General features: G+C 71.8%; 23 protein-coding genes. 15 read left to right on the plus strand and 8 right to left on the minus strand.

Going from position 1 to position 22,123, the window contains the following annotated elements:
• Positions 1-20: 20 nt before the first annotated feature.
• Positions 21-503 carry an ATP-binding protein gene (locus tag ACF1A1_RS06450; protein ID WP_391646401.1) on the minus strand — a complete coding sequence of 161 codons (483 nt, stop codon included), beginning with the start codon at positions 501-503 and terminating at the stop codon, positions 21-23.
• A gap of 117 nt (positions 504-620) precedes the next feature.
• On the opposite strand from ACF1A1_RS06450, the gene ACF1A1_RS06455 reads away from it, so the two are divergent.
• From ACF1A1_RS06455 to ACF1A1_RS06470, 4 genes are read left to right on the plus strand one after another with little or no spacing between them, the layout of a single operon-like run.
• On the plus strand, positions 621-1,496 hold the full coding sequence (locus ACF1A1_RS06455; protein ID WP_391646036.1) for a helix-turn-helix domain-containing protein: 876 nt from the start codon (positions 621-623) through the stop codon (positions 1,494-1,496).
• A complete protein-coding gene (locus ACF1A1_RS06460) occupies positions 1,493-1,747 on the plus strand; it encodes a DUF397 domain-containing protein (protein WP_391646037.1) in 255 nt (84 codons plus the stop codon). Before ACF1A1_RS06455 ends, ACF1A1_RS06460 begins: the two co-directional genes overlap by 4 nt.
• A 28-nt stretch (positions 1,748-1,775) precedes the next feature.
• Positions 1,776-2,150: a hypothetical protein gene (locus ACF1A1_RS06465; RefSeq protein WP_391646039.1), complete on the plus strand. Its 375-nt coding sequence runs from the start codon at positions 1,776-1,778 to the stop codon at positions 2,148-2,150.
• A gap of 32 nt (positions 2,151-2,182) precedes the next feature.
• Positions 2,183-2,548 carry a DUF952 domain-containing protein gene (locus ACF1A1_RS06470; protein ID WP_391646041.1) on the plus strand — a complete coding sequence of 122 codons (366 nt, stop codon included), beginning with the start codon at positions 2,183-2,185 and terminating at the stop codon, positions 2,546-2,548.
• Positions 2,549-2,603: 55 nt separating this feature from the next.
• On the opposite strand, the gene ACF1A1_RS06475 is transcribed toward ACF1A1_RS06470, so the two are convergent.
• Positions 2,604-2,999: a luciferase family protein gene (locus ACF1A1_RS06475; RefSeq protein WP_391646043.1), complete on the minus strand. Its 396-nt coding sequence runs from the start codon at positions 2,997-2,999 to the stop codon at positions 2,604-2,606.
• Positions 3,000-3,150: 151 nt separating this feature from the next.
• On the opposite strand from ACF1A1_RS06475, the gene ACF1A1_RS06480 reads away from it, so the two are divergent.
• A complete protein-coding gene (locus tag ACF1A1_RS06480; protein ID WP_391646045.1) occupies positions 3,151-5,535 on the plus strand; it encodes a FlgD immunoglobulin-like domain containing protein in 2,385 nt (794 codons plus the stop codon).
• Between the two features lie 70 nt (positions 5,536-5,605).
• Here the strand turns inward: ACF1A1_RS06480 and ACF1A1_RS06485 are convergent, their stop codons facing one another.
• Entirely contained in the window at positions 5,606-5,938 is a 333-nt protein-coding gene (locus ACF1A1_RS06485; protein ID WP_391646047.1) for an antibiotic biosynthesis monooxygenase family protein, read from the minus strand.
• A 198-nt stretch (positions 5,939-6,136) separates the two neighbouring features.
• Between ACF1A1_RS06485 and ACF1A1_RS06490 the strand changes: the two genes are divergently transcribed.
• Together ACF1A1_RS06490 and ACF1A1_RS06495 are read left to right on the plus strand one after the other, a co-directional pair.
• Positions 6,137-6,673, plus strand: a complete 537-nt coding sequence (locus ACF1A1_RS06490) for a VOC family protein (protein WP_391646403.1) — start codon at positions 6,137-6,139, stop codon at positions 6,671-6,673.
• Positions 6,666-7,472 carry a MerR family transcriptional regulator gene (locus ACF1A1_RS06495; protein ID WP_391646049.1) on the plus strand — a complete coding sequence of 269 codons (807 nt, stop codon included), beginning with the start codon at positions 6,666-6,668 and terminating at the stop codon, positions 7,470-7,472. Before ACF1A1_RS06490 ends, ACF1A1_RS06495 begins: the two co-directional genes overlap by 8 nt.
• A 110-nt stretch (positions 7,473-7,582) precedes the next feature.
• Here ACF1A1_RS06495 and ACF1A1_RS06500 read toward each other — a convergent pair whose 3' ends face one another.
• Complete coding sequence (locus tag ACF1A1_RS06500) at positions 7,583-8,863, minus strand: hypothetical protein (RefSeq protein WP_391646051.1); 1,281 nt, start codon at positions 8,861-8,863, stop codon at positions 7,583-7,585.
• A gap of 145 nt (positions 8,864-9,008) precedes the next feature.
• On the opposite strand from ACF1A1_RS06500, the gene ACF1A1_RS06505 reads away from it, so the two are divergent.
• The 7 genes from ACF1A1_RS06505 to ACF1A1_RS06535 all read left to right on the plus strand — a co-directional run bounded on the left by ACF1A1_RS06505 (position 9,009) and on the right by ACF1A1_RS06535 (position 17,979).
• On the plus strand, positions 9,009-9,593 hold the full coding sequence (locus ACF1A1_RS06505; protein WP_391646053.1) for a putative immunity protein: 585 nt from the start codon (positions 9,009-9,011) through the stop codon (positions 9,591-9,593).
• A 241-nt stretch (positions 9,594-9,834) separates the two neighbouring features.
• Complete coding sequence (locus ACF1A1_RS06510; protein WP_391646055.1) at positions 9,835-11,409, plus strand: carbohydrate-binding protein; 1,575 nt, start codon at positions 9,835-9,837, stop codon at positions 11,407-11,409.
• 220 nt (positions 11,410-11,629) lie between these two features.
• Positions 11,630-12,061: an NfeD family protein gene (locus ACF1A1_RS06515; RefSeq protein ID WP_391646057.1), complete on the plus strand. Its 432-nt coding sequence runs from the start codon at positions 11,630-11,632 to the stop codon at positions 12,059-12,061.
• A 4-nt stretch (positions 12,062-12,065) separates the two neighbouring features.
• The gene (locus ACF1A1_RS06520) at positions 12,066-13,115 is read left to right on the plus strand and encodes an SPFH domain-containing protein (protein WP_391646059.1); all 1,050 of its coding nucleotides are present in this window, start codon (positions 12,066-12,068) and stop codon (positions 13,113-13,115) included.
• 579 nt (positions 13,116-13,694) lie between these two features.
• Positions 13,695-15,905: an MMPL family transporter gene (locus ACF1A1_RS06525; RefSeq protein WP_391646061.1), complete on the plus strand. Its 2,211-nt coding sequence runs from the start codon at positions 13,695-13,697 to the stop codon at positions 15,903-15,905.
• A gap of 128 nt (positions 15,906-16,033) precedes the next feature.
• On the plus strand, positions 16,034-17,293 hold the full coding sequence (locus ACF1A1_RS06530; RefSeq protein ID WP_391646063.1) for a sensor histidine kinase: 1,260 nt from the start codon (positions 16,034-16,036) through the stop codon (positions 17,291-17,293).
• A complete protein-coding gene (locus ACF1A1_RS06535) occupies positions 17,290-17,979 on the plus strand; it encodes a response regulator (RefSeq protein ID WP_391646065.1) in 690 nt (229 codons plus the stop codon). The genes ACF1A1_RS06530 and ACF1A1_RS06535 overlap by 4 nt, the downstream gene beginning before the upstream one ends.
• 39 nt (positions 17,980-18,018) lie before the next feature.
• Here ACF1A1_RS06535 and ACF1A1_RS06540 read toward each other — a convergent pair whose 3' ends face one another.
• The 4 genes from ACF1A1_RS06540 to ACF1A1_RS06555 form a co-directional block, all read right to left on the minus strand.
• Complete coding sequence (locus tag ACF1A1_RS06540; protein WP_391646067.1) at positions 18,019-18,432, minus strand: VOC family protein; 414 nt, start codon at positions 18,430-18,432, stop codon at positions 18,019-18,021.
• Between the two features lie 42 nt (positions 18,433-18,474).
• Positions 18,475-18,690 carry a DUF4287 domain-containing protein gene (locus tag ACF1A1_RS06545; RefSeq protein WP_391646405.1) on the minus strand — a complete coding sequence of 72 codons (216 nt, stop codon included), beginning with the start codon at positions 18,688-18,690 and terminating at the stop codon, positions 18,475-18,477.
• 186 nt (positions 18,691-18,876) lie between these two features.
• Positions 18,877-19,206 (minus strand): TfoX/Sxy family protein, encoded by a 330-nt coding sequence (locus tag ACF1A1_RS06550; protein ID WP_391646069.1) that lies wholly within the window; start codon positions 19,204-19,206, stop codon positions 18,877-18,879.
• Positions 19,207-19,318: 112 nt separating this feature from the next.
• Positions 19,319-20,650: a hypothetical protein gene (locus tag ACF1A1_RS06555; protein WP_391646071.1), complete on the minus strand. Its 1,332-nt coding sequence runs from the start codon at positions 20,648-20,650 to the stop codon at positions 19,319-19,321.
• A 113-nt stretch (positions 20,651-20,763) separates the two neighbouring features.
• Between ACF1A1_RS06555 and ACF1A1_RS06560 the strand changes: the two genes are divergently transcribed.
• Positions 20,764-22,062, plus strand: a complete 1,299-nt coding sequence (locus ACF1A1_RS06560; RefSeq protein ID WP_391646073.1) for a molybdopterin-dependent oxidoreductase — start codon at positions 20,764-20,766, stop codon at positions 22,060-22,062.
• Positions 22,063-22,123: the final 61 nt, after the last annotated feature.

The following is a 22,123-nucleotide window of genomic DNA, read 5'->3' on the forward strand; positions in this document are numbered from 1 at the left end:
TGGGGCTTGGTCGGGTTCTTTCACCCATGTGGTCCTTGGGAAAGACCGCCCCTGGCACCGCGGCACGGTGCCCCGGGTTCCGGTGGCAGACGGACCTCCGCCCACACCGTCTTGCGTGGCGCCGGGCCCTCGCTCACCCCCCAGCGGACGGCCAGCGCGTCCACGAGGACGAGTCCCCGGCCCGACTCGCCGTCCACGCCGCCCTGTCCCACGTACGGCACACGGTCACTGCGCGTGTCCGTGACCTCGATGCGGAGGGTGTCGCCGATGACGTGGAGGAGCAGGCGGAAGTCCCGGCCGGGGACACGGCCGTGCGTGACGGCGTTCGCCGCGAGCTCGCCGACGATCAGCTCCGCGGGGTCCAAGGACAGGCCCCAGGAACGGAGTTGCCCGGTCGCGAGCAGACGGGCGAGGCGGGCGCCGCGCGGCGTCGGGGACAGCTGGACGTAGAAGTTGCGAATGGGGGAGCCGAGTTGAGGGGTTTCTCCGATCACGTCACCCAGAGTGGCCGGGCGCGCTTACCGTGAACAGTGACGAAGCCGTTGCGTACGGTGACTGTCCGCTGGTTGTCCGGTGGTGTCCGGGCTTGTCGGCGGCGGGTACGACAGGAGGGGCACGGAATGCTGGTCGACGGCGAGGCGGCACGACTCAAGGGCGAGGCGGACGAGCCGGGGTGGGAGGTGGATCCGGACGACGAGTGGGGTGTGGCGGTCGTCGAGACGGTGGGACGGCAGCTGAAGCTGCGGCGGGAGTCGGTGGGGATGCGGGCCGCGGAGTTCGGGGCGGCGGTCGGGTACGGCGAGGATCTCGTCTACAAGATCGAGAGCGGGAAGCGGATTCCTCGGCCTGAGTATCTGGACAAGGCGGACGAGGTGTTGGGGGCGGGGGGATTGCTCTCGGCGATGAAGAAGGACGTGGAGAAGGTCCAGTACCCCAAGAAGGTACGGAAGATCGCCGAGCTCGAGGCGAAGGCGGTGGAGCTCCAGCTCTACGATCCGCTGAGCATCCATGGGTTGTTGCAGACACCCGAGTACGGGCGCGGGTTGCTACTCATGCGCCGTCCTGCGTACACCGAGGCCGAGGTGGAGCGGTTCATTGCCGCTCGTGTGGCCCGCAAGTCGATTTTTGAGCGTGACCCGGCCCCCGAACTCGGATTCGTCCTTGAGGAGTGGACGCTACGGCGTCCGCTCGGAGGGAAGGCCGGACTGCGGCGCCAGTTGGAACACCTATTGGAAATCGGTCAGTTGCGGAACGTCGAGCTTCAGGTCATGCCAATGGATCGCGAGGAACACGCTGGGGTGGACGGGGGTATTGAGGTGCTGAAGTTCGGTGACGGCTCATCCATGGGGCGTTCTCCGGCCGTGTTCAACGGCCGACCGGTCTCTGAGCCCAAGCACCTCCGTATCCTTGAACTGCGGTATGGCATCATCCGGGCTCAGGCGCTCACGCCGCGTGAGTCGGTGGCCTTCATCAAGCAACTGCTGGGGGAGACATGACCCGCGACGACCTTGTGTGGTTCAAGAGCAGCTACAGCAGCGGCTCCGAAGGCGACTCCTGCGTCGAGGTCGCGCTGGCGTGGTTCAAGAGCAGCCACAGCAGCGGCCCTGACGGCGACTCCTGCGTCGAAGTCGCCACCACCCCCGCCACCATCCACATCCGCGACTCCAAGGTCACCGACGGCCCCTGTCTCACCCTCGCCCCCGGGGCCTGGGCGGAGTTCGTCGGTTACGCCGCCGTCCAGGACTGAGCCGATCAGCACGCCGTAGGGTGGCGGGATGTCCGCCGCCGCCCCCGTGGGGAACTCGCCCGCCGTCACCGTCCGCCGGTACCTGGCGGGCCTGTTGGTGAATCTGCTGATCGGCATTCCGACCGTCCTGGTCGTCGTGTGCGCCCGCTGGTACGCCGCCCACGGCCACTGCGCGTACGAGGACCTCCAGGCGCCCACCATGGACTACTGCACGTACGACCAGATCGAGAGCAGCGGGTTCGTCCGGTTCGGGCTGCTCCTGTTCGGCGCCCTGGTCCTGCTCCTCATCCTCGTCTTCGACATCCTGCGGCCCCAGTCGAAGCAGCGCCCGCTCGCGCCCCGCCTGCTGACCCTCCCCGCCATCCTCGTCCCGTACGCGCTCCTGGCCGCGGCGGCGGGGTGAGCGGCGGCCGGGGTTGCTGTACAAACGGGCGAATGATCTACCACGTCGTACCGAGGGCCGAGTGGGACGCCCACCCCGGCCGGCCCTACGCGCCCGCCTCCCTCGACGAGGACGGCTTCGTGCACTGCTCGCCCGACGAGGCCACCACCCTCGCCGTCGTGAACGCCTTCTACCGTGCCGCGCCCCGGCCGCTCCTGGCCCTGGTCCTCGACGAGGACCGCCTCGGCGCGCGCTGCGCGTGGGAGGCGGCGGCGCCCGCCCCGCCTCCCGGGGTCCCCGACGGCACCCTGTTCCCGCACGTCTTCGGCCCCCTCGACCGCGACGCCGTCACCCGCGTCCTCGAGGTGCGCTGGGACGCGGAAGGCCGGGCGACGGGACTGGGGGAGCCACCGGCCTGACGGGCCGGCGCCGCCCCCTCAACACCACGCCGACCCCCCGTCCGTCCGCGCGCTCTCAGCGCTCGTCGGGGTCGTCGCGCGGCACCAGCGTCACGCGGCGGAAGTTGCAGGAGGCGGCGGACGGCCCGGTGTCCGGCGCCTGTGCCAGGTGCGCCTTCAGGGCGACGCTGACCAGGCTCATCAGCAGGTCGACGTCCGTGTCGCAGTCGAGGTGGACGGTGACCCAGCGGGAGCCCGGCACCAGCCGTACCGCCGTCGACTCCCGCAGGTCGCGATGGATGCGCTGGATGGCCGGGACGGTGAGGTGCAGGTCCACGTCCCGGTCGGAGTGGAAGTGGAGTATCTCGCTGTGGACGGAGCGCAGTGCCCGTCCTGCGCCACAACTGGCCTGTCCCGTACTGAGGTCGGGCCAGCCTCGCAGTCGTTCCATGGCGCGTTCGGCCAGAGTCATGGGCCCATGGTGGCTCGATCACCGCGCCGCAACCAGGGGTTGAGGCAAATGTAACCGGTGCGTGAGGTGGCGCAGTTGCCCGTACGGCCGCCCGCGTGACCGCCTGTGCGTCGGCTGTGACGTTTCCACCGCCCCCTGCGCTGTGATCAACATGCGCCTCACATTCGAACGCACGCCCGATAACGCTCGTCGTCTCCCGTTCCCGCCCGCCGGCCGTCGCGCCCGCCGCCTGGCCCTCGTCGTGGCCGTCGCCACCGTCCCCGTCCTCGCCCTTCCTCCGGCCGCCCACGCCGTGGACCCGACGACGGCCTCGGAACTCGTCCTGCCCACCCCGGTGAAGTACGTCCCGGTGCAGGACACCCTGTACGCCGCCGGCGACACCGGCTACCTCCACCGCCGCGAGACGACCGACGGCTCGACGCCGACGTACCAGTGGCGGGGCTACGACGGGACCGAGCGCACGGTCGAGAACTTCACCGGCAAGGTACCGGGCCAGCAGGGCTACTACGGCGCCGGGACGGACATCCTGCCGGTGCCGGTCGACGCGAGCGGCGTCGTCGAGCTGCGCGACCCGGCGACCGGCGAGTCGACGCAACTGACCGTGCCGGACGGGCAGTACACGGTCGGCTCGTTCGGGCGGACGGTGCTGACGGTGTCGTACAACGAGGTGTGGCAGGTGGACAGGCTGCACCTCCTCCGCGTCCGGGACGGCGTCACCGTCGACACCCCGGTCGACCCGGCGGAGGGGGAGCGGTTCGACCGGTATCCGGTCGTGGCCGGGGACGGACAGGTCGCCGTCGTGCGGTTCCTGCACGGGCGGACGCTCGGCGTCCTGGACCTGACCACCGGCGCCCTCACGCCCGTCTCCTCCGGCGTCGCCGTCGACGAGTCCTGGAACATCCAGGCCGCCGTCTCGCCCACCCACATCGCCTGGTACCAGCAGGGCATGAGCACGGCCCGCGTCGTCCGCCGCGACGACCCGGCCGGGACCCGGACCTCCGTCGCCGTACCGTCGAACGGCGAGGACATCCCCGTCGTCGGCCTGGCCGGCGACTGGCTGCTGACCGGCTACCGGCCCGCCGCCGCGACCGAGCAGAACCCGCCGCTGCGCCGTGGCGGCCCCCTCAGGGCCACCCCGATCGGCGGCGGTTCACCGGTCACGCTGCTGGCCGCCGCCCAGCCCGACCTGTTCCAGGTCCCCGGCGGCGGCGCGGTCACCGTGGGCGGCGCGGACGCCGGCGACTGGGCGGTGCGGCGGGTCGAGGTCGCGGCCGACGGCGCTCCGGTCCTGCGCACGCTGTCGGGGGTGCCCTCCAGACCGGCCGTGGTGCGCGGGATCGCGCTCTCCGGCGGCCAACTGGTCACCAAGGAGGAGGACAGCGCGCCGCGCCCCGCCTACCTGACGCGGAAGGTGACGCTCACCGGGACGCCGTCGGCGGGCGAGCGCTCCGAACTGACCACCGCACCGCTCGGCGACGCCTACGGCCAGCCGCTGGGCGCCGGGGACGGCTCCGTCGTCCACGTCCGGCACGACGACGCCACCCAGCGCGACATCGTCGTGCGCGCCACCGCGTCCGGCTCCCGCACCCAGGTCGTCCCCTTCGACCGCTACACCCCCGCCACCACCGGGCGCGGGCTGCGCGACGCCGCCGGACGGTACGCGGTGTACGGCGGCGGCGACGAGCGGGCGGTCATCGACTTCGAGGCGCCCGGCGGGGCGGCGGTGGTGCAGCGGCTCACCACCCCGGCGGCCGCGCTGTGGGGCTCCAGGCTGTGGACCACGGACGGTACGGGGGGACGGATCGAGGCCCGCGACCTGGCGACCGGCACGGTCACCTCGTACACGGTCGGCGCCTCCTGCGTGATCCGCGACATCCAGACCGTCGGCCGCTGGGTGTACTGGGACTGCCTGGGCCAGGACGTCGTCGGCGGCGACCAGTCCACCCCGTTCGGCGTGTACGACCTGGCGACCGGCGCCACCATCGGGCTGCCCGAGCGCGGTGAGCTCGGCGACGGCTTCGTCGTCAACCATGACACCGCCGCGGGCAAGCTCCGGCTCACCGACTTCCACACCGGCACCGCGAGCGAGCCGCGCACCCTCACCGACCTGCCCGCCGTGTCGAACTGGAAGAACCACGACGTCGACAAGTTCGGCGGCGGCGTCGCCTGGCTGGACGGCGCCGGGCAGGCCCACGTCGTCCCGAGCGGCGTCCCGGCCCAGCCGCTCGCCGTGACCGCGAGCACCGTGCCCGCGGTCCACACCCGCACGGCCGGCGCCACCTGGAACCCGGTGTGGCGACTGTCGAAGCCGGCCACCGGAGCCCGCCTGGTGATCAAGCGCAAGACGAAGGTCCTGCGCACCCTCGACGCCACCGCCGCGGGCGCCGCCCTGACCGCGAGCTGGGACGGCACGCTCGCCGACGGCACACCGGTCGCCGCGGGCACGTACACCTGGGAACTGACGGCCGCGCCCGAGGACGGCACGGGAGCGGGCCTGAGCCTGAAGGGCACGCTCACCGTGACGGACGGCGCCTGACGACGGCGGTCCCCGGCCCGGCGCACCCGCCGCCGGGCCGGGGACCCACCCGGCCGCCCGGGACGGGCGGTCAGCCCTGCTTCGGTGCCGCCTGCTGGACCACCTCGAAGGACCACAGCGTCGCGTCCGTCGCGGCGGGCCTCGGCCGCTCGCCGCCACCCTCCGCGGAGCCGCCGCCGTGCGCCGCCTGACCCCGCCCGGACATCCACTTCTGGAAGTCCTCCTCGGTACGCCAGCGGGTGTACACCAGATAGGTGTCGGTGCCCTCCACCGGGCGCAGCAGCTCGAACCACTCGAAGCCGTCCGAGCCCTCCACCGCGCCCGCCCGGGCGGCGAACCGCTTCTCCAGCGTCTCGCGCTGCTCTTCGGGAACCGTGAGTACGTTGATCTTGACGATGCTCATGGGCCCATTGTCCGCCGAGAACCCGTCCGCCACGCGCCCGTGCCGCCGGGACCCCGCGATCGTGTCCCGGCGGACGGGGAACGGTGACGGCCCGGCCCCAGGCGTACCCGGCCACAACGTCGGGCGCGTCGCCGGGGCGGGCGAGATTCATGGAACCGGCTTGACCCTCACCTTGCGTGAGGCCGGAAGGTGGGGCGCATGAACGATTACTTCAACGCGTTCGAGATGAGTCCCGTGCCCGCGCCCGGCCCGGACGCCGTTGCGCCGGAGCTGTTCCGTGGCATCTACGGAATGCCCGCGTTCGTGACGATCCCCACGAGCGATCTGGCGGCGTCGGTGGACTTCTGGACTCGTGGCCTCGGGTTCTTCGAGCTGTTCGGCATCCCCGGCAGGCTCGCGCATCTGCGCCGGTGGGCGTTCCAGGACGTGCTCCTCGTCTCGGCGGAGAGCGTTCCGGAGGAGACGCCGGCGATGAGCCTCAGTTTCGCGTGCGTGCTCGGCCAGGTCGACTCCCTCGTCGAGGCCTGTCGTGCGCTGCGCCCGGACTCGGTCGACGGTCCACGGGACACCCCCTGGAACACCCGCGATGTGGAGGTGATCACCCCCGAGAACGCACGGATCGTCCTCACCGCGGCGAAGCCCCTCGATCCGGCCAGTCAGGAGGCGCGGAACCTTGAAGCCGTGGGTATCACCGCACCGGGCGACGGCCGCGGCGACAATGGGGGGCATGCCTGATGCCACTGACGTCGATGGCCTGACCGTCGGTCAGGTCTCGACGCGTCTGGGCGTGACAGTCCGCGCGCTGCACCACTGGGACGAGATCGGTCTGGCGCGACCGTCGCTGCGCACGGCCGCCGGATACCGGCTCTACACCGCCGGTGATCTGGAACGCCTGCACCGCATCGTCGTCTACCGCGAGATCGGTCTGGGCCTGGACAGGATCCAGGCCGTCCTGGACGACTCGACCGCGGACGTGCCCGGCGCATTGCGCGCGCAACGCGCCCAGGTCGCCGAGCGGATCGACCGCCTCCAGCAGCTCAGCGCCGGACTGGACCGGATGATCGACGCCCACGAGCGAGGCCTGCTGCTGACCGCCGAGCAGCAGGCCGCGATCTTCGGCCCCCGGTGGAACCCGGACTGGCCCGCCCAAGCCCGTCGGCGCTACGGAGACACGACGCAATGGCGGCAGTACGCCGAACTCTCGGCCTCCCGCGGTCCGCAGGAATGGCAGGCAGTCGCCGACGCCATGGCCGGCCTCGAACGCGCCCTCGGGGATGCGATGGACGCCGGCGTCACACCTGGTGGCCCGGAAGCGAATCGACTCGTCGAGTGGCACCGCGAGATTTTCAGTTCCTCGTACTTCCCCCTCACCAGGCAGATGCAGGTCTGTCTCGGCCGCATGTATGAGGCCGATCCGGGATTCGCCGCCCACTACGACGGCATCCGCGCCGGCCTTGCCGGGTGGTTCCGTCGCATCATCGACGCCGGCGCGCGCGCCCACGGCATCGACCCCGACACCGCGACCTGGCAGTAGAGCGCGGTTTAGGAAAGCGGCACCCGGGGGCGTCCGGCGCCTGCACGCCCCCGGAGGTCTCCCGGCCGCCGATCAGCCGACCGCGGCCCACCTCAGGACCGGGCGGACGTCTAGGAGCCGTCCGCCCGGACCGCGTACACGTAGCGCTTGCCGGCGTACTCGCTGACGTTCCAGATCACGGACTCGCCGTACGCCCAGCCGGACGCCCCGCTGCTGTGGTAGCTGAGGTCCTCGCAGCCCACGGCCAGGTCGCAGACGGTGCTCGCGGTGGCGGCGCCGGAGGTGAAGGTGCGCAGGGCGCCGGTGCCGGACGGGCCGTTGCTCACGGACAGGTAGTGCCTGCCGTTGCGGGAGACGACGCCCTGGATCTTCTGCTGGGCGACGCTCACGGCCTCGGTCGCGGTGAGCGAGGCGGGATGGCGGGTGGTGTAGTCGAGGTTCCAGCGGACCACCTTGGGGGTGGCGGTGCTGGGCGCACCCGTGCCGTTGAAGGCGCCGTCCGTGTAGCTGACGGTGCCGGAGGTCGAGTACTCGCTGATCACCAGGGAGTCGGGGGTGCTGGCGCGGTCGAGGCCGATCGTCGTGTAGCGCAGGTAGGTTCCCGCGTTGTCGTAGGCGTGGCTCTGCGGCAGGACGTACTGGTAACCGTAGCCGTAGTACTGCCCGTCGGTGTGCAGACCGCACACGTCGCCCTCCCCGGTGGTCACCCTGAACAGGGTGCGCAGGTCGAACACGCGCAGCCCCTTGTAGGTGTCGACGACGTACAGCAGGTCGCCGTACCACATGATGCCGCCGGCGTGTTTGCGGACCGGGCTGAAGGAGGGGGCGCCGGTGGCGGTCGTGACGGGTTCGACCAGCAGCACGTGCTGGTAGCGCGGGGCGGCCGGGTCGTTGTAGTCGACGAAGGTCAGCCGCATGCCCTTGTCGAGCGGGTACTCGTCGACGCCGTCGGCGTCGGGGTCGGTCTCGAAGAACCAGGAGACGAGGACGACCCTGTTGCCGCCGCCCGCCGGATAGAGCCCGTTGCCGAAGGCGTCGGCGCTGGTGGTGACGCCCTGCGGGATCCAGTAGTCGACGGCCTGGTCGGCGGGGTCCCAGGCGAACCCGGTCTGGAAGGCCTCGGCCGTGCTCGGGGCGGCGGTCAGGCGCGTGGCGCTGCGGTTGGTCCCGGCGATGACCGTGGCGGCGTCCACCTTGGGCAGCACGCCCGCCAGCCCGGCCGCCAGGTCGGCGAACTCGCCGTACCGGTTGGCGGAGCGGCTGGTGAGCGTGAACTGCCCGGCGTCGATGGTGGCCGCGTGCGCGGCGGTGGGGGAGATCAGGCTGCCGGCGACTCCGACGAACGGGGAGGCCGCCATGCCCTTGAGGATCGCTCTGCGCGTCATGGTCATGACGGGCAAAGCTAGGCGTATCCGATCACGTGGCACAACAACTTTCCCATGCCGGAGGCGGTTTGCGGGCGGTGGCCGGCGGGTGAGCGGAGACGATCTCGTGAGAGTGTCTCCGCGCCGATCGGCGAGTTGGCAGGATGGAGCCGTGCCAACGGAGCCGGAGACGATCGAGCTGGGCGAAGACGAACTGCGTGAGATCGCGGGCTACGCGGCTGAGTGCGCGCGCAGAGTGCTGTCGGTCTTCGAACGGAGCCTTCCCGCCGACACGCGCCCGCGCCACGCGATCGATGCGGCACGGGCTTTCGCCGCGGGCGGCCGGCGCACGGCCGCTCTGCGGCAGAGCGCGTGGGCGGCGTACAGAGCGGCACAGGAAGCGGCACAGGCACAGGGACAGGGACAGGGGCAGGAAGCGGTACGGGAAGCCGCTTCGCCCGGTGCGGCCGACGCGGCACGAGCGGCAAGCCACGCGGCCGCCGCCGCGTACCTTCATCCCAAGGCGAGCGCCCATCAGGTGAAGCACATCCTCGGTGCGGCGGCGCACGCGGCGCGAGCGGAAGAGCTGGCATCGGGAGAAGAGCAGCGGGTCACCTCGGGGACCCTCGCGTGGGCGCGTCATCACGCACCACCAGCGGTCGTCGCGGTACTCGGCCGCCTGCCCGCGGCACCGCCCGGAGGCGGGCGCGTGGGCGATCTCGTCCGCGCCCTGGACGCCGCTCTGCGCGCAGCCTGAGGGCGATCAGACAGCTGACCACTCGGTCAGGACGAGGGAACCCCTGCCTCCTTCATTCCCTGGTATGACACCCGCGGCAGCCCTCGATCCGGCCGGCCCTCGGCCGCCCGTCGTCCACTCATGTGAACGAAAATCACGTACAGGTCTATTGACGTGTTCAGGCCGGACCTCCAAGCTGCCCATGGAAAGCGCTTTCCAGCCAGACGACGACCCGCACCGTCCTGGAGAGGGAGACCCCACGATGCGTCTGAGATCCGCCATAGCGTGCGCCGGCCTGCTGGCAGGCGCGCTCGCCGCGCTGTCCGGCCCCGCGGCGCAGGCCGCGACCACCCGCTACGAGGCCGAGACCTCCCCGGCGGTCTGCACCGGCACCATCGACTCCGACTGGGCCGGCTACTCCGGCAGCGGATTCTGCAACGGCACCAACGCGACCGGCGCCCACGCCCAGTTCACCGTCAACGCGGCCACCGCGGGCACCGCGACGCTCAACGTCCGCTTCGCCAACGGGACCACCACCGCCCGTCCGGCCTCGCTCGTCGTCAACGGCACCACGGTGCAGACGCCGTCCTTCGAGGCCACGGGCGCCTGGTCGACCTGGGTCACCAAGACCCTGACGGTCACGCTGAACGCGGGCAGCAACACCGTCCGGCTCAGCCCGACCACGGCCGCCGGACTCGCCAACATCGACTACCTCGACGTGGAGACCAGCGGCAGCACACCTCCGGCGAGCGGCGCGCTGTACGTGGCGCCGAACGGCACCGACGGCGCGGCCGGGACCCAGTCCGCCCCCACCACCCTCACCTCGGCGATCAGCCGCGTCGCCGCCGGCGGGACGATCTACCTGCGCGGCGGGACGTACACCCACGCGTCGACGGTCACCATCCCGCAGACCAACAGCGGCACCGCCGGCGCCCGTACCACCCTGACCGCCTACCCGGGCGAGACCCCGGTCCTCAACTTCGCGGCGCAGACCGAGAGCGCGGCCAACCGCGGACTCCAGCTGTACGGCTCGTACTGGCACGTCAAGGGCATCGTCGTCGAGCGCGCCGGTGACAACGGCATCTACGTCGGCGGCAGCCACAACGTCATCGAGCGCACCGTGACCCGCTACAACCGCGACACGGGGCTCCAGCTCGGACGGATCTCCTCCAGCACCCCCACCGCCCAGTGGCCGTCCGGCAACCTGGTCCTGAGCGCCGAGTCGCACGACAACGCCGACTCCGACGGCGAGGACGCCGACGGGTTCGCCGCGAAGCTCACCACCGGAACCGGGAACGTCTTCCGCTACGCCGTCGCCCACCACAACATCGACGACGGCTGGGACCTCTACACCAAGCCGGACACGGGCCCCATCGGCCCGGTGACCATCGAGGACTCCCTCGCCTACGGCAACGGCACGCTCAGCGACGGCACCGTGAACTCCAACGGCGACCGCAACGGCTACAAGCTCGGCGGCGACGACATCGCCGTCAACCACGTCGTCCGGCGCAGCATCGCCTATCAGAACGGCAAGCACGGGTTCACGTACAACAGCAACCCGGGCTCGATGGCCGTCTCCAACAACCTCAGCGTCGACAACACCCAGCGCAACTACTCCTGGGACGCCGGGACGTCGGTGTTCCGGAACAACACGTCGTGCCGCTTCACCGTCAGCGGCTCCAACGACAAGACCGTCGGTGACGCCGACAGCTCCAACCAGTTCTGGACCGGCTCCAACGGCTCCCGCTGCTCCTCGTACAGCGGTGCCCTGGGCTGGTCCTTCGCCTCGGACGGCCGGCTCGTCGTGACCCTCGGCGGGAAACAGGTCACGCTGTGACCGCCGCGGTGACCGGTCCGCGCCGCCGCGGGGACGACGGATAGGCGTGTGACCCGGAACCCCCGGTCCCAGGACCGGGGGTTCACGCGCTTCCTTTTCGGATTCCGCCGGAAAGGGTCCATTCTTTCAGGAATGGGTAAAATTACTGATGGGGTGTGTCGGTGACCGAAGAGTGACGGTTCAGCTCTTTCACAGCCGCACCAGTCAGAAGAGGCGTGCAATGGATCCATGGCTGATCTGGTTGATCATCGCAGCTGTGTTGGCCGTGGCGGAGATCTTCACGCTCACCGCCGCGCTCGGCATGCTGGGCGCGGCCGCGTTGGTCACCGCGGGAGCCGCCGCGGTCGGGTTGCCGCTTCCCTTCCAGTTCCTGGTCTTCACCGTCGGTGCCACGGTCAGCGTGGTGTTCCTGCGGCCCATCGCGCTGCGCCACGTGCTCCAGCCCCAGGCGGAGCGATTCGGCATAGACGCGTTGATCGGCAGAGCCGCCTATGTCGTCTCCGAGGTGACGGGCCTGGGCGGCAGGGTCCGCATCGACGGCGAGGAGTGGACGGCCCGCGCCTACGACGAGACTCTGGTGATCCCTCCCGGAGCGACCGTCGACGTCATAGAGATCAGTGGCACCACCGCGCTCGTCTACCCACGGGACTGAAACCATGGAGACCTCGGCGTTTTTCATCGCTGGCCTGATCGTCGCACTGATCGCGGTTTTCACCGTGGTGCGGGCGGTCCGTATCGTGCCCCAGGCGCGTGCTCGCAATGTCGAGCGACTCGGCCGCTACCACCGGACACTGAAACCCGGCCTCAGCCTCGTCATTCCTTACATCGACCGCGTCCATCCGGTTATCGACCTCCGGGAACAGGTCGTCTCCTTCAGACCGCAACCGGTCATCACCGAGGACAATCTGGTCGTCGAGATCGACACCGTCCTGTATTTCCAGGTCACCGACCCGCGGGCGGCCTTCTACGAGATCGCGAATTTCCTCCAGGCCGTCGAGCAGTTGACCGTCACCACTTTGCGCAATGTGGTGGGCTCCATGGATCTGGAAAAGACCCTCACCTCGCGCGACACCATCAACAGCCAGCTCCGTGGCGTGCTGGACGAGGCCACCGGCAAGTGGGGGCTGAGGGTCAACCGGGTGGAGATCAAGGCCATCGACCCCCCGCAGTCCATCAAGGACGCGATGCAGAAGCAGATGCGGGCCGAGCGGGACAAGCGGGCCGCGATCCTCGGCGCCGAAGGACAACGCCAGTCGCAGATCCTCACCGCCGAGGGCGACAAGCAGGCTGCCGTCCTGCGCGCGGAGGGCAACCGCACCGCCGCGATCCTCCAGGCCGAGGGCCAGTCCCGGGCCATCGACGAGGTGTTCCAGGCCGTGCACCGCAACGACCCCGACCCCAAACTGCTCGCCTACCAGTACCTCCAGATGCTGCCCCAGCTCGCGCAGGGCTCGGGCAGCACGTTCTGGGTGATCCCCAGCGAGATGACGTCCGCGCTCCAGGGTGTGTCCCGCGCCTTCAGCGAGGTGCTTCCCCAGTCGCCGGCCACCCGCGAGCGGCCCTCGGACGACAGTGCCGCCCAGGCCGCCGACGACGCGGCACAGGCCGCCGAAGCCGCTGCCGAGGCCCTCGCCGACGCGGCCGGCGCCGACCGCGCCACCCCCGGCACCCTCCCGGCCCGCGCTCCTCTCACTGACGGCGGATGACACCCGCGCAGGACGGCGGTGCCAGGGCCTGACCGGCATGCTTCGCCGGTCAGGCCCTGCTCGCGCGTCGGGGGGTTGCCTTGCCGTCGGTCGCCGACGGTGAGTCACCGCCCGCCGCCCGCGGCCTGATCCGCCGGACCGACACCAGCCTGCGTGCCCTCGGGGCCGGGACCAGCCCCGTGCCCTGGTGCGCCGGGCCGGGAGCGGTCTCCGTGCCCTGGTGCGCCCCGACCGGCGCCGGCCTCCGTGCCTTGGCCCCGCCGGACCGGGACGCGGAACGGCCCCGCGCCCCGATCCCCCGGACCCGCATCACGCCCGCGCCCGATCCGCCGCACCCGCATCACGTTCGCGTCCGATTCGCCGGACCCGCATCACGCGCGCGCCCCGAGCCGCCGGACCGGCGTTCGCCTCCGCGCTCCGATCCGCCGGCCCCCCCCACTAGTCCCCGTGGTGGATCCGGTGGCCGGTTCGTACTGCGTTCTCAGTAGGGGGGATTGTCGGCAGGTGCACGACGACAGGACGGGCCCGGCCCGGGGAGCCTGGGCGGACCGTCGGCATCAGATGTGGAGATCCCCTGTCGTGGCTACTTTCCTTTACCGAGTGGGCCGTCTGGCCTTCCGGCGACGCTGGTACGTCGCCCTGGTCTGGGCGGCCGTCCTGGCCGCCGTCGGACTGGGCGCGCTCAAGGCACCGGGAGCCTCCGACGAGGAGTTTTCCATGCCGGGCATCGAGTCCCAGAAGGCGTTCGACCTGATGGAGGAGCGCTTCCCCGGGGCCACGGCCGACGGGGCGACCGCGCGGGTCGTGTTCGTCGCGCCGGGCGGTGAGAAGGTGACCGCGGCCGAGAACAGGCGGGCCGTCGAGCAGGCCGTGGCCGAGCTGGCCGACGGCACGCAGGTGGCGAGCGCCGTCGACCCGTTCCGGGCGAGGGCGGTCGGCGAGGACGGTACGACGGCGTACGCGACCGTCACCTACAAGGTCAAGGCCACCGACCTCACCGACGCCAGCAAGGCGCAGTTGGAGCGGGCCATCGACGGGGTCCGGGACGCCGGGCTGACCGTCGAGGCCGGCGGGAGCGCGATGGGCGAGAGCGGCGGCGCGGGCGGGACGGCCGAGGTGATCGGCATCGCCATAGCGGCGGTCGTCCTGCTGGTCACCTTCGGTTCGCTGGCCGCGGCCGGGCTGCCGCTGCTGACCGCCGTCATCGGCGTCGGCGTCAGCATGGCCACGATCCTCGCCCTGTCCGACGCCCTCGGCCTGTCGACCACGACCGGCACCCTGGCGATGATGCTGGGCCTCGCCGTCGGCATCGACTACGCCCTGTTCGTCGTCTCCCGCTACCGCGAGGAGCGCGCCCGGGGCCGTGCGCCGCAGGAGGCGGTCGGGCTGGCGGTGGGCACCGCCGGGTCGGCGGTCGTCTTCGCCGGGCTCACCGTCGTCATCGCGCTCGCCGGGCTCGCGGTGGTCGGCATCCCGATGCTCACCAAGATGGGTCTCGCCGCGGCCGGCGCGGTCGTCGTCGCCGTGCTGATCGCGCTGACGCTGGTCCCGGCGTTCCTCGGGTTCTGGCCGAACGCCGTGCTCCGGCGGCGGGCCCGCAAGAGCGGCCGTATCGAGGAGAGCACCGAGAACAACGGGGGCACCCGCTGGGCGCGGTTCGTGCTGCGCCGGCCCGTCCCCGTGCTGCTCCTCGGCGTGATCGGGCTCGGGGCCCTCGCGGTGCCGATGACGGACCTGCAACTGGGCATGCCCGGCGACGAGGCCAAGCCGACCTCCACCACCGAGCGCCGTGCCTACGACGCGCTCGCCGAAGGCTTCGGGCCGGGCTTCAACGGGCCGCTGACCGTCGTCGTGGACGCCAAGGGGGACGACGACGCGAAGGGTGCCGCGGAGACGATCGCGAAGGAGATCGGCGCCACCGACGGCGTCGTGTCCGTCTCCCCGGCCCGCTTCAACGCCGCCGGTGACACCGCCGTCTTCCAGGTCGTGCCGTCCACCGCGCCGACCGACGAGAGGACCAAGGAGCTGGTGCAGACCATCCGGGGTGAGCGGCCCGGGGTCGAGTCGGAGACCGGGGCGGCCTTCGAGGTCACCGGCACCACCGCGCTGAACATCGACATCGCCGACAAGGTGCAGGCCGCGCTGGTCCCGTACCTGATCGTCGTGGTCGGCCTGGCGATCGTGCTGCTGCTGGTGGTGTTCCGGTCCCTGCTGGTCCCGCTCAAGGCGGCCCTCGGCTTCCTGCTGTCGGTGCTGGCCTCCCTCGGCGCGGTCGTCGTGGTCTTCCAGCAGGGGCACGGCGCGGAGCTCCTCGGTGTGGAACAGACGGGCCCGATCATGAGCCTGATGCCGATCTTCCTGGTGGGCATCGTCTTCGGGCTCGCGATGGACTACGAGGTCTTCCTCGTCTCCCGGATGCGGGAGGCGTACGTCCACGGCGAGCGGCCCGGCCAGGCGGTCACGTCCGGCTTCCGGCACAGCGCCCGCGTGGTGGTCGCCGCCGCCCTGATCATGATCGCGGTCTTCGCCGGGTTCATCGGCGAGAGCGACTCCATGATCAAGATGATCGGGTTCGGCCTGGCCTCCGCCGTCCTGCTCGACGCCTTCGTCGTCCGGATGGCGATCGTGCCCGCCGTGCTCGCCCTCCTCGGAGACAAGGCCTGGTGGCTGCCGAAGTGGCTGGACCGGATCCTGCCCCGCGTCGACGTCGAGGGAGAGGCGCTCAGCGGCCGCTCCGAGACGGACCCGGCCCCGGCCGAGGCGGCCGGCCTGGAAGCGGCGCACTCCTGACCCACCGTCCCGCCCCCACCAGGGGCCGCCCGGAGGGGCCGTTCGTGGCCCAGGTCACGGGCGGCCCCGCTCGCCGTCCTCGTCCGGAGACGTCCACGATGGACCCAGCCCACCGACCGGAGAGCCCGATGAGCACCAGCCTGGAGCGTCGCTACGCCGACCGCCTGGAGGAGTTCTCGTACCGACACCCCTTCGTCGTGGACCTGGCCATGGTCCTGCCGCTGATGGGCTGCGCGACCCTCGGCAGCCTGCTCACCCTGCCCGGTGCCGACCCGCCGGACCAGGACAGCACCGCCACCCTCCTCATGGGCGTGTCCTGCCTCGCCCTGCTGAAGCACCGCAGCCACCCGCGCACCGCCGTCGTCGTGACGGCGGTCTGCACCAGCATCACGATCGCGTTGGGGTATCTGCTCACCCCCCTGCTGCTGGCTCCCGTCATGGCGGCGCTCTACTGGCTGGCCACGCTCACCGAACGGAGGACCACCCGCGTCTACGGCATCACCACCATGGTGGCGGTGGTCGTCGCGGCGGCGGTGTCCGACTCCATGGACCACCTGTCGCTGCTGCTCAGAACGATCGGCCCGTTCTTCTGGCTGCTGCTGCCCCTGGCCGCCGGCAACATGACCCGGCTGCGGCGCGCCTACCTCCAGGCGGTGCAGGCCCGCGCCGAGCACGCCGAACGCACCCGTGAGGAGGAGGCGCGGCTGCGGGTCGCCGAGGAGCGCATGCGCATCGCCCGCGAGCTGCACGACGTCGTCGCCCACCACCTGGCCCTGGCCAACGCCCAGGCCGGCACCGCGGCCCACCTGTCCCGCACTCATCCCGCGCAGACGCGGAAGATCCTCGACGACCTGACCGGCACCACCTCCTCGGCGCTGCGCGAACTCAAGGCCACCGTCGGCCTGCTGCGCGAGCCGAACGACCCGGACGCCGGATCCCTGGAGCCGTCCCCCGGACTCGACCGCCTCCCCGAACTGGTCTCGGCGTGCGAGTCCGCGGGGCTCGAGGTAGCGGTCACCACCGACGGGCAGCCGCGGCCCCTGTCACCGGGAGTGGACCTGACGGCCTTCCGGATCGTCCAGGAGGCGCTCACCAACGTCACCAAGCACTCCGCCGCGCAGGCGGCGCACATCCGCCTCGCCTACTCCGGAAGCCGGCTGACGATCACGGTCACCGACGACGGAACCGCGACCGCCGGCGCCACACCGGCCACCCCCACCGCTCCGACCGCCGAGGAGGGCCGTGGCTTCGGCCTGATGGGCATGCGGGAACGCGCCCAGTCCGTCGGCGGCGACCTCCGCGCCGGCCGCCGCCCCGAAGGCGGTTTCGAAGTCACCACGGCACTCCCGCTGCACTCGCATGCCCCGGAAGAAGAACGAACGCCATGACGATCCGTGTCCTGCTCGCCGACGACCAGGCCCTGCTGCGGGCCACCTTCCGGATCCTGATCGACTCCTGCGACGACATGGAGGTGGTCGGCGAGGCCTCCGACGGCGCTGAGGCGGTGGAGCTGACCCGCGCCCACCACCCCGACATCGTCCTCATGGACATCCGGATGCCGGGCACGGACGGTCTCGCCGCCACCTCCGCGATCTGCGCCGACCCGGAGCTGGCCGCCACCCGCGTCCTGATCCTGACCACCTTCGAGACCGAGGACTACGTCGCCCAGGCGCTGCGCGCCGGTGCCAGCGGCTTCCTCGGCAAGGACGTCACCGCCGACACCCTGCTGGACGGGCTGCGCACGGTGGCCTCCGGCGAGGCCCTCCTCTCACCCGGCGCCACCCGCACCCTCATCACGCGGTTCCTGGCGTCCCCCGCCCCGGGCACCCACCTGGCACCCCCGGAACGCCTGGCCGACCTCACGGGCCGCGAGCGCGAGGTGATGGCGCTGGCGGCCGAGGGACGGTCCAACACCGAGATCGCCGAGGTCCTCGTGCTCAGCCCGCTGACCGTACGGACCCACATCCACCGCGCGATGACCAAGCTGGGCGTGCGCGACCGTGCCCAACTGGTCGTCGTCGCCTACCAGACGGGCCTCGTCCAGGCCGCCCCGCCCGCACCGCCGGCCCCCTGACCCGGGGGCCTTCGGTCACCTTTGCGATCAGCTCTGCGATCAGCTCTGCGACGCGATGATGTTGACCATCCACGGGACGCCGAACCGGTCGGTGCACATGCCGAAGACATCGCCCCACACCTGCTTCTCGAGCGGCACGGACACCGAGCCGCCGGCGGACAGCTTCTCCCAGTAGCCGCGCAGCTCGGCGTCGTCGTCGCCGCTCAGGCTCACGGCGAAGGTGTTGCCGGGGGTGAGGTCCATGCCGGGCGGGGCGTCGGCGCCCATCAGGGTGAAGCCGTTCGGCGTCTCCAGCATGCCGTGCATGACCTTGTCGGCCTGCGGGGCGTCCGACTGGCCGAAGTCGCCGTAGGAGTTGAGCGCCAGGGTGCCGCCGAAGACCTCCTGGTAGAACTCCAGCGCCTGCCGGGCGTCGCCGTCGAAGCTGAGATACGGGTTGAGAAGCGAAGCCATGAAAACTCCCTTAACTGGTCAAACCGGTCGACTGGGCGGAGGTTAACGCGGACCGTCGGCCTCCGCGAGCGTGTGCGCGACGAGCGCGTTGGCGTGACCGTGCCCCAGCCCGTGCTCGGCCTTCAGCCAGTTCACGAGCTCCATGTGCCTGGTCAGCGGCGAGGAGCGGATGATTTCCTTCCACTCCGCTATGGGCCGGCCGTACTTCTTCTCGATGGAGGGGAAGTAGCTGGCGGGGCCCTTCACGGCTGCGGTCATGTCGGTGGTGTCCCGTCCGTCCTGGAGTGCTGCGGTGTTCTCGTAGGGAGGACCGGCGGGGGCACGCGAGGTCATCGGCAACAGAAAGTGACCTGCGTCACAGTCACACTCACGGTCACGGTCACAGGGGCAGGGGCAGGGGCAGTGGCAGGCGCGATCGCGCTCGGGGCGTGGCTCGCGCCCGACTCACTTGGCCGGCAGGGACGCGGCGAAGGCGTGCCCCTCGTCGATCCAGGTGGCGAGCGTGTCGTCCTCGGCGAGCGCGGTGCCGTCGACCAGGACCCAGCCGCGCATGGGGCGGCCGGTCATGGCGAAGACGCGCGTGCCCGGCCGGGAGAGCGCCGCGTCCGTGGCGTCCGGGCCGACCCGGACCATGAGGTCGTCGCCGGTGACGCCCACGGCCATGTTGCCGCGGACGAGGAACGCGATCCCGCCGAACATGCGCTTCTCCGCGATCTCCGGGTCGGTGCCCAGCCGTTCGCGGACGCGCTGCGCCAGGCCTTCGTCGTACGCCATCGCCGTGCTCACCCCTCTTCGTAGGCGGCCACGCGGTCGGGCGGCAGCGGGACGACCCGCTCGGCCGTCACGTCGACGGTCATGGCTTCAGCTTCCGCGCTCCCGCCCCGGGTCACCACCCGGTGCGCAGCAGATGGTTGAGGAGCAGCGCGAGCACCGCCTGGGCGGTCAGCCAGGCGCGGGGGCGGGTGAGGAACGCGCAGGACGGGAGCAGCCACAGCGCGAAGGGGAGCCAGATGCGTTCCGTCTCGGCCTTGCTCATGCCGGACAGGTCGGCGACGAGGAGGGCGAGCACGGCGGCGGCCACGAGGAGAGAGAGGTGGACGCGACCGCCCGGCTCGGTGCGCGGCCGCAGCAGCACGGCGCCGGTGCGCCGCAGCCCCGCCGCCGTCGCCAGGCCCGTGATCAGCACCGTGCAGGCAAGATTCGCCCATACCCAGTAGCCGTACGGGCGGACGCCGCCCGCGCCCTGGTAGTAGCGGGTGACCAGCAGGTGGTACGCCTCCCACCAGTCGAACCCGGCCAGGGTGAACGCCGTCGGTACGACGGCCACCCCGGCGAGCAGCCAGGCGAGCAGCACCGGGCGCTCCCGGACGTGGCGCCGGCCGAGCAGCAGCACCGCCGCACCGATCAGCGCGAAGAGGGTGAGGCCGTAGGAGAGGTAGCAGGTGAGCCCGAACAGGAGTCCGGAGGCCGCCGCGCGGCCCGGCGACCGTCCGGTGACCGCGAGGGCCAGCAGCGCCACCGCCCAGGCGGCGACCGCCGCGAAGTACGCGTCGGCCGACGTGCCCATCCACACGGCGGCCGGGGCCAGCACCAGGAACGGCGCCGCCCGCCGGGCGAGCCCCTCGTCGGCCAGTGCCCGCACCGCGACCAGCACGGCCACGCCCGCCGTCGCGCCGACGACGACGCACCACGTCCCCGCCCAGCCACCGCCGCCCAGCCCGAGCCGGTCGAGCAGGACGAAGGTGAGCGTGGCGGCCGGCGGGTGACCGGCGACGTGCGCGGGCCAGTTGTCGGGGGAGTCGAGCAGGATGTGCCCGGTGAAGTCGCCCAGGGCGCCGGGGATGTCGTGGAAGCGGTCGATGACCTGGAGGTATTCATGGCGGGTGGTGAGCCGGCCGGCGATGCCCCGCTGCCAGCCGTCGATCAGGGCGAGGGAGAGGATCCACGCCGTGGTGGTCCCCCAGACCGCCGTGAGCAGGGCCCGCCAGGGCAGGCGGGCGGCGAGGACCGGTCCGTACGCCACCACGGCCACCGCCACCAGCAGGGCGGCCGGGGTGCCGGGGCCGGCGTGCGGCCCCCAGGAGCCCAGCAGCGGGGGCCAGTTGACGTGCAGGGTGTGATGGGTGCGCTCGATGTGGCGGCCGACCAGTACGGCCGCGGTGACGAGCAGGGCGGCGGCCAGGACGGCGTACAGATCGCGGCGGTGGGTGCGGGTCACAGCGGCACGCTAGGCCGGGCGGTGGGCCGCGCGGCGTCGTCCGGGCCGGACGTCAGCGTTTCGTCATGGGTCGCGCACCCCGTCCCGGGGGTGTCCCGGCCTACCGTCGGGACATGCGCGACCCCGACGTCCCACGGCTCCCCACCTCGCCCGGCTTCTGGCGCAGCCCCCTGCGCGGCCCCTGGTTCACCTCCGTGCTCGGCCTGGTGCTGCTCGCCGGCATCACCGTGCTGTTCGTGACGGGACTCGTCTCGTACGCCGCCTACAACCCGGACCTGTCCCCGGTGAACGACAAGACACCGGACAAGGGGATCCTGGGCTTCTACCTCTTCGCCTGGCCGACCGACCCGCACTGGCTGTACCGGCTCACCCAGGGCGTCCACGTCACCCTCGGCATCACCCTGATCCCCGTGCTGCTGGCCAAGCTGTGGTCGGTCGTGCCCAGGCTGTTCGCGCTGCCGCCGGCCCGCTCGCTCGCCCACGCGCTGGAACGGATCTCCCTGCTCCTGCTGGTCGGGGGAGCGCTGTTCGAGTTCGTGACCGGGGTCCTCAACGTCCAGCTGGACTACGTCTTCCCCGGCTCCTTCTACCCGCTGCACTTCTACGGCGCATGGGTGTTCTTCACCGCGTTCGTCGTCCACGCCGTCCTGAAGGCGCCGGCGGCCGTGCGGAACGTGCGGCGGATGCGGGAGGAGGGCGGCGGCGTGGGCGGGGACGTGCGCGGCGGGGACGACGGCGGCGAGGGCGGTGATCCCGGCGACTCGTTGGTGTCGCCCCGCCCCGGCCCGCCCACGGTCTCCCGGCGCGGGGCGCTGTGGCTGGTCGGCGGCGGCTCGCTGCTGCTGTTCGGCACGAGCGCCGGCCGCAGCTTCGACGGGCCGCTGCGGGAGACCGCCCTGCTCACCCCGCACGGCGGCCCCGACCCGGGCAGCGGCCCGAACGGCTTCCAGATCAACAAGACGGCCCGTTACGCGGGCATCACCGCGGCGGCGACGAGCGAGGACGCGTGGCGGCTCGTGCTCACCGGCCGTACCGGAACCGTCCGCCTCAGCCGTGCCGACCTCCTCCGGCTCCCCGCGCACAGTTCGTCGCTGCCCATCGCCTGCGTCGAGGGCTGGTCGACGTCCGACCAGTGGTGGCGGGGCGTACGGCTGCGGGACCTCGCCGCACTCGTGGGACACGACGGGGACCCACCGGACCTCTTCGTGGAATCCCTCCAGCGGCGCGGCGCCTTCCGCCGCGCCGCCCTGCGCGCCAACCAGGTCGCAGACCCGCGTTCCCTGCTCGCCCTGTCCGTCAACGGCGAGGATCTGAGCCCCGATCACGGCTACCCGGCCCGGATCATCGTGCCCGCCGCACCCGGCGTGCTGAACACCAAGTGGGTGGCCCGCATGACGTTCGGAGACCTGTGATGCGACCGACCCGCCGCCGGCTCGTGATCGGCAGCCCTCTCCAACTCCTCCTGCTGGCCTG

The organism is Streptomyces sp. NPDC014995 (assembly GCF_043080745.1).
GTDB lineage: Bacteria > Actinomycetota > Actinomycetes > Streptomycetales > Streptomycetaceae > Streptomyces.

Coding starts and splice junctions, on each gene's coding strand:
- ACF1A1_RS06455 (WP_391646036.1), top strand. CDS start 621: ATGCTGGTCGACGGCGAGGCGGCACGACTCAAGGGCGAGGCGGACGAG.
- ACF1A1_RS06460 (WP_391646037.1), top strand. CDS start 1,493: ATGACCCGCGACGACCTTGTGTGGTTCAAGAGCAGCTACAGCAGCGGC.
- ACF1A1_RS06465 (WP_391646039.1), top strand. CDS start 1,776: ATGTCCGCCGCCGCCCCCGTGGGGAACTCGCCCGCCGTCACCGTCCGC.
- ACF1A1_RS06470 (WP_391646041.1), top strand. CDS start 2,183: ATGATCTACCACGTCGTACCGAGGGCCGAGTGGGACGCCCACCCCGGC.
- ACF1A1_RS06475 (WP_391646043.1), bottom strand. CDS start 2,999: ATGACTCTGGCCGAACGCGCCATGGAACGACTGCGAGGCTGGCCCGAC.
- ACF1A1_RS06480 (WP_391646045.1), top strand. CDS start 3,151: ATGCGCCTCACATTCGAACGCACGCCCGATAACGCTCGTCGTCTCCCG.
- ACF1A1_RS06485 (WP_391646047.1), bottom strand. CDS start 5,938: ATGAGCATCGTCAAGATCAACGTACTCACGGTTCCCGAAGAGCAGCGC.
- ACF1A1_RS06490 (WP_391646403.1), top strand. CDS start 6,137: ATGAACGATTACTTCAACGCGTTCGAGATGAGTCCCGTGCCCGCGCCC.
- ACF1A1_RS06495 (WP_391646049.1), top strand. CDS start 6,666: ATGCCTGATGCCACTGACGTCGATGGCCTGACCGTCGGTCAGGTCTCG.
- ACF1A1_RS06500 (WP_391646051.1), bottom strand. CDS start 8,863: ATGACCATGACGCGCAGAGCGATCCTCAAGGGCATGGCGGCCTCCCCG.
- ACF1A1_RS06510 (WP_391646055.1), top strand. CDS start 9,835: ATGCGTCTGAGATCCGCCATAGCGTGCGCCGGCCTGCTGGCAGGCGCG.
- ACF1A1_RS06515 (WP_391646057.1), top strand. CDS start 11,630: ATGGATCCATGGCTGATCTGGTTGATCATCGCAGCTGTGTTGGCCGTG.
- ACF1A1_RS06520 (WP_391646059.1), top strand. CDS start 12,066: ATGGAGACCTCGGCGTTTTTCATCGCTGGCCTGATCGTCGCACTGATC.
- ACF1A1_RS06530 (WP_391646063.1), top strand. CDS start 16,034: ATGAGCACCAGCCTGGAGCGTCGCTACGCCGACCGCCTGGAGGAGTTC.
- ACF1A1_RS06535 (WP_391646065.1), top strand. CDS start 17,290: ATGACGATCCGTGTCCTGCTCGCCGACGACCAGGCCCTGCTGCGGGCC.
- ACF1A1_RS06540 (WP_391646067.1), bottom strand. CDS start 18,432: ATGGCTTCGCTTCTCAACCCGTATCTCAGCTTCGACGGCGACGCCCGG.
- ACF1A1_RS06545 (WP_391646405.1), bottom strand. CDS start 18,690: ATGACCGCAGCCGTGAAGGGCCCCGCCAGCTACTTCCCCTCCATCGAG.
- ACF1A1_RS06550 (WP_391646069.1), bottom strand. CDS start 19,206: ATGGCGTACGACGAAGGCCTGGCGCAGCGCGTCCGCGAACGGCTGGGC.
- ACF1A1_RS06560 (WP_391646073.1), top strand. CDS start 20,764: ATGCGCGACCCCGACGTCCCACGGCTCCCCACCTCGCCCGGCTTCTGG.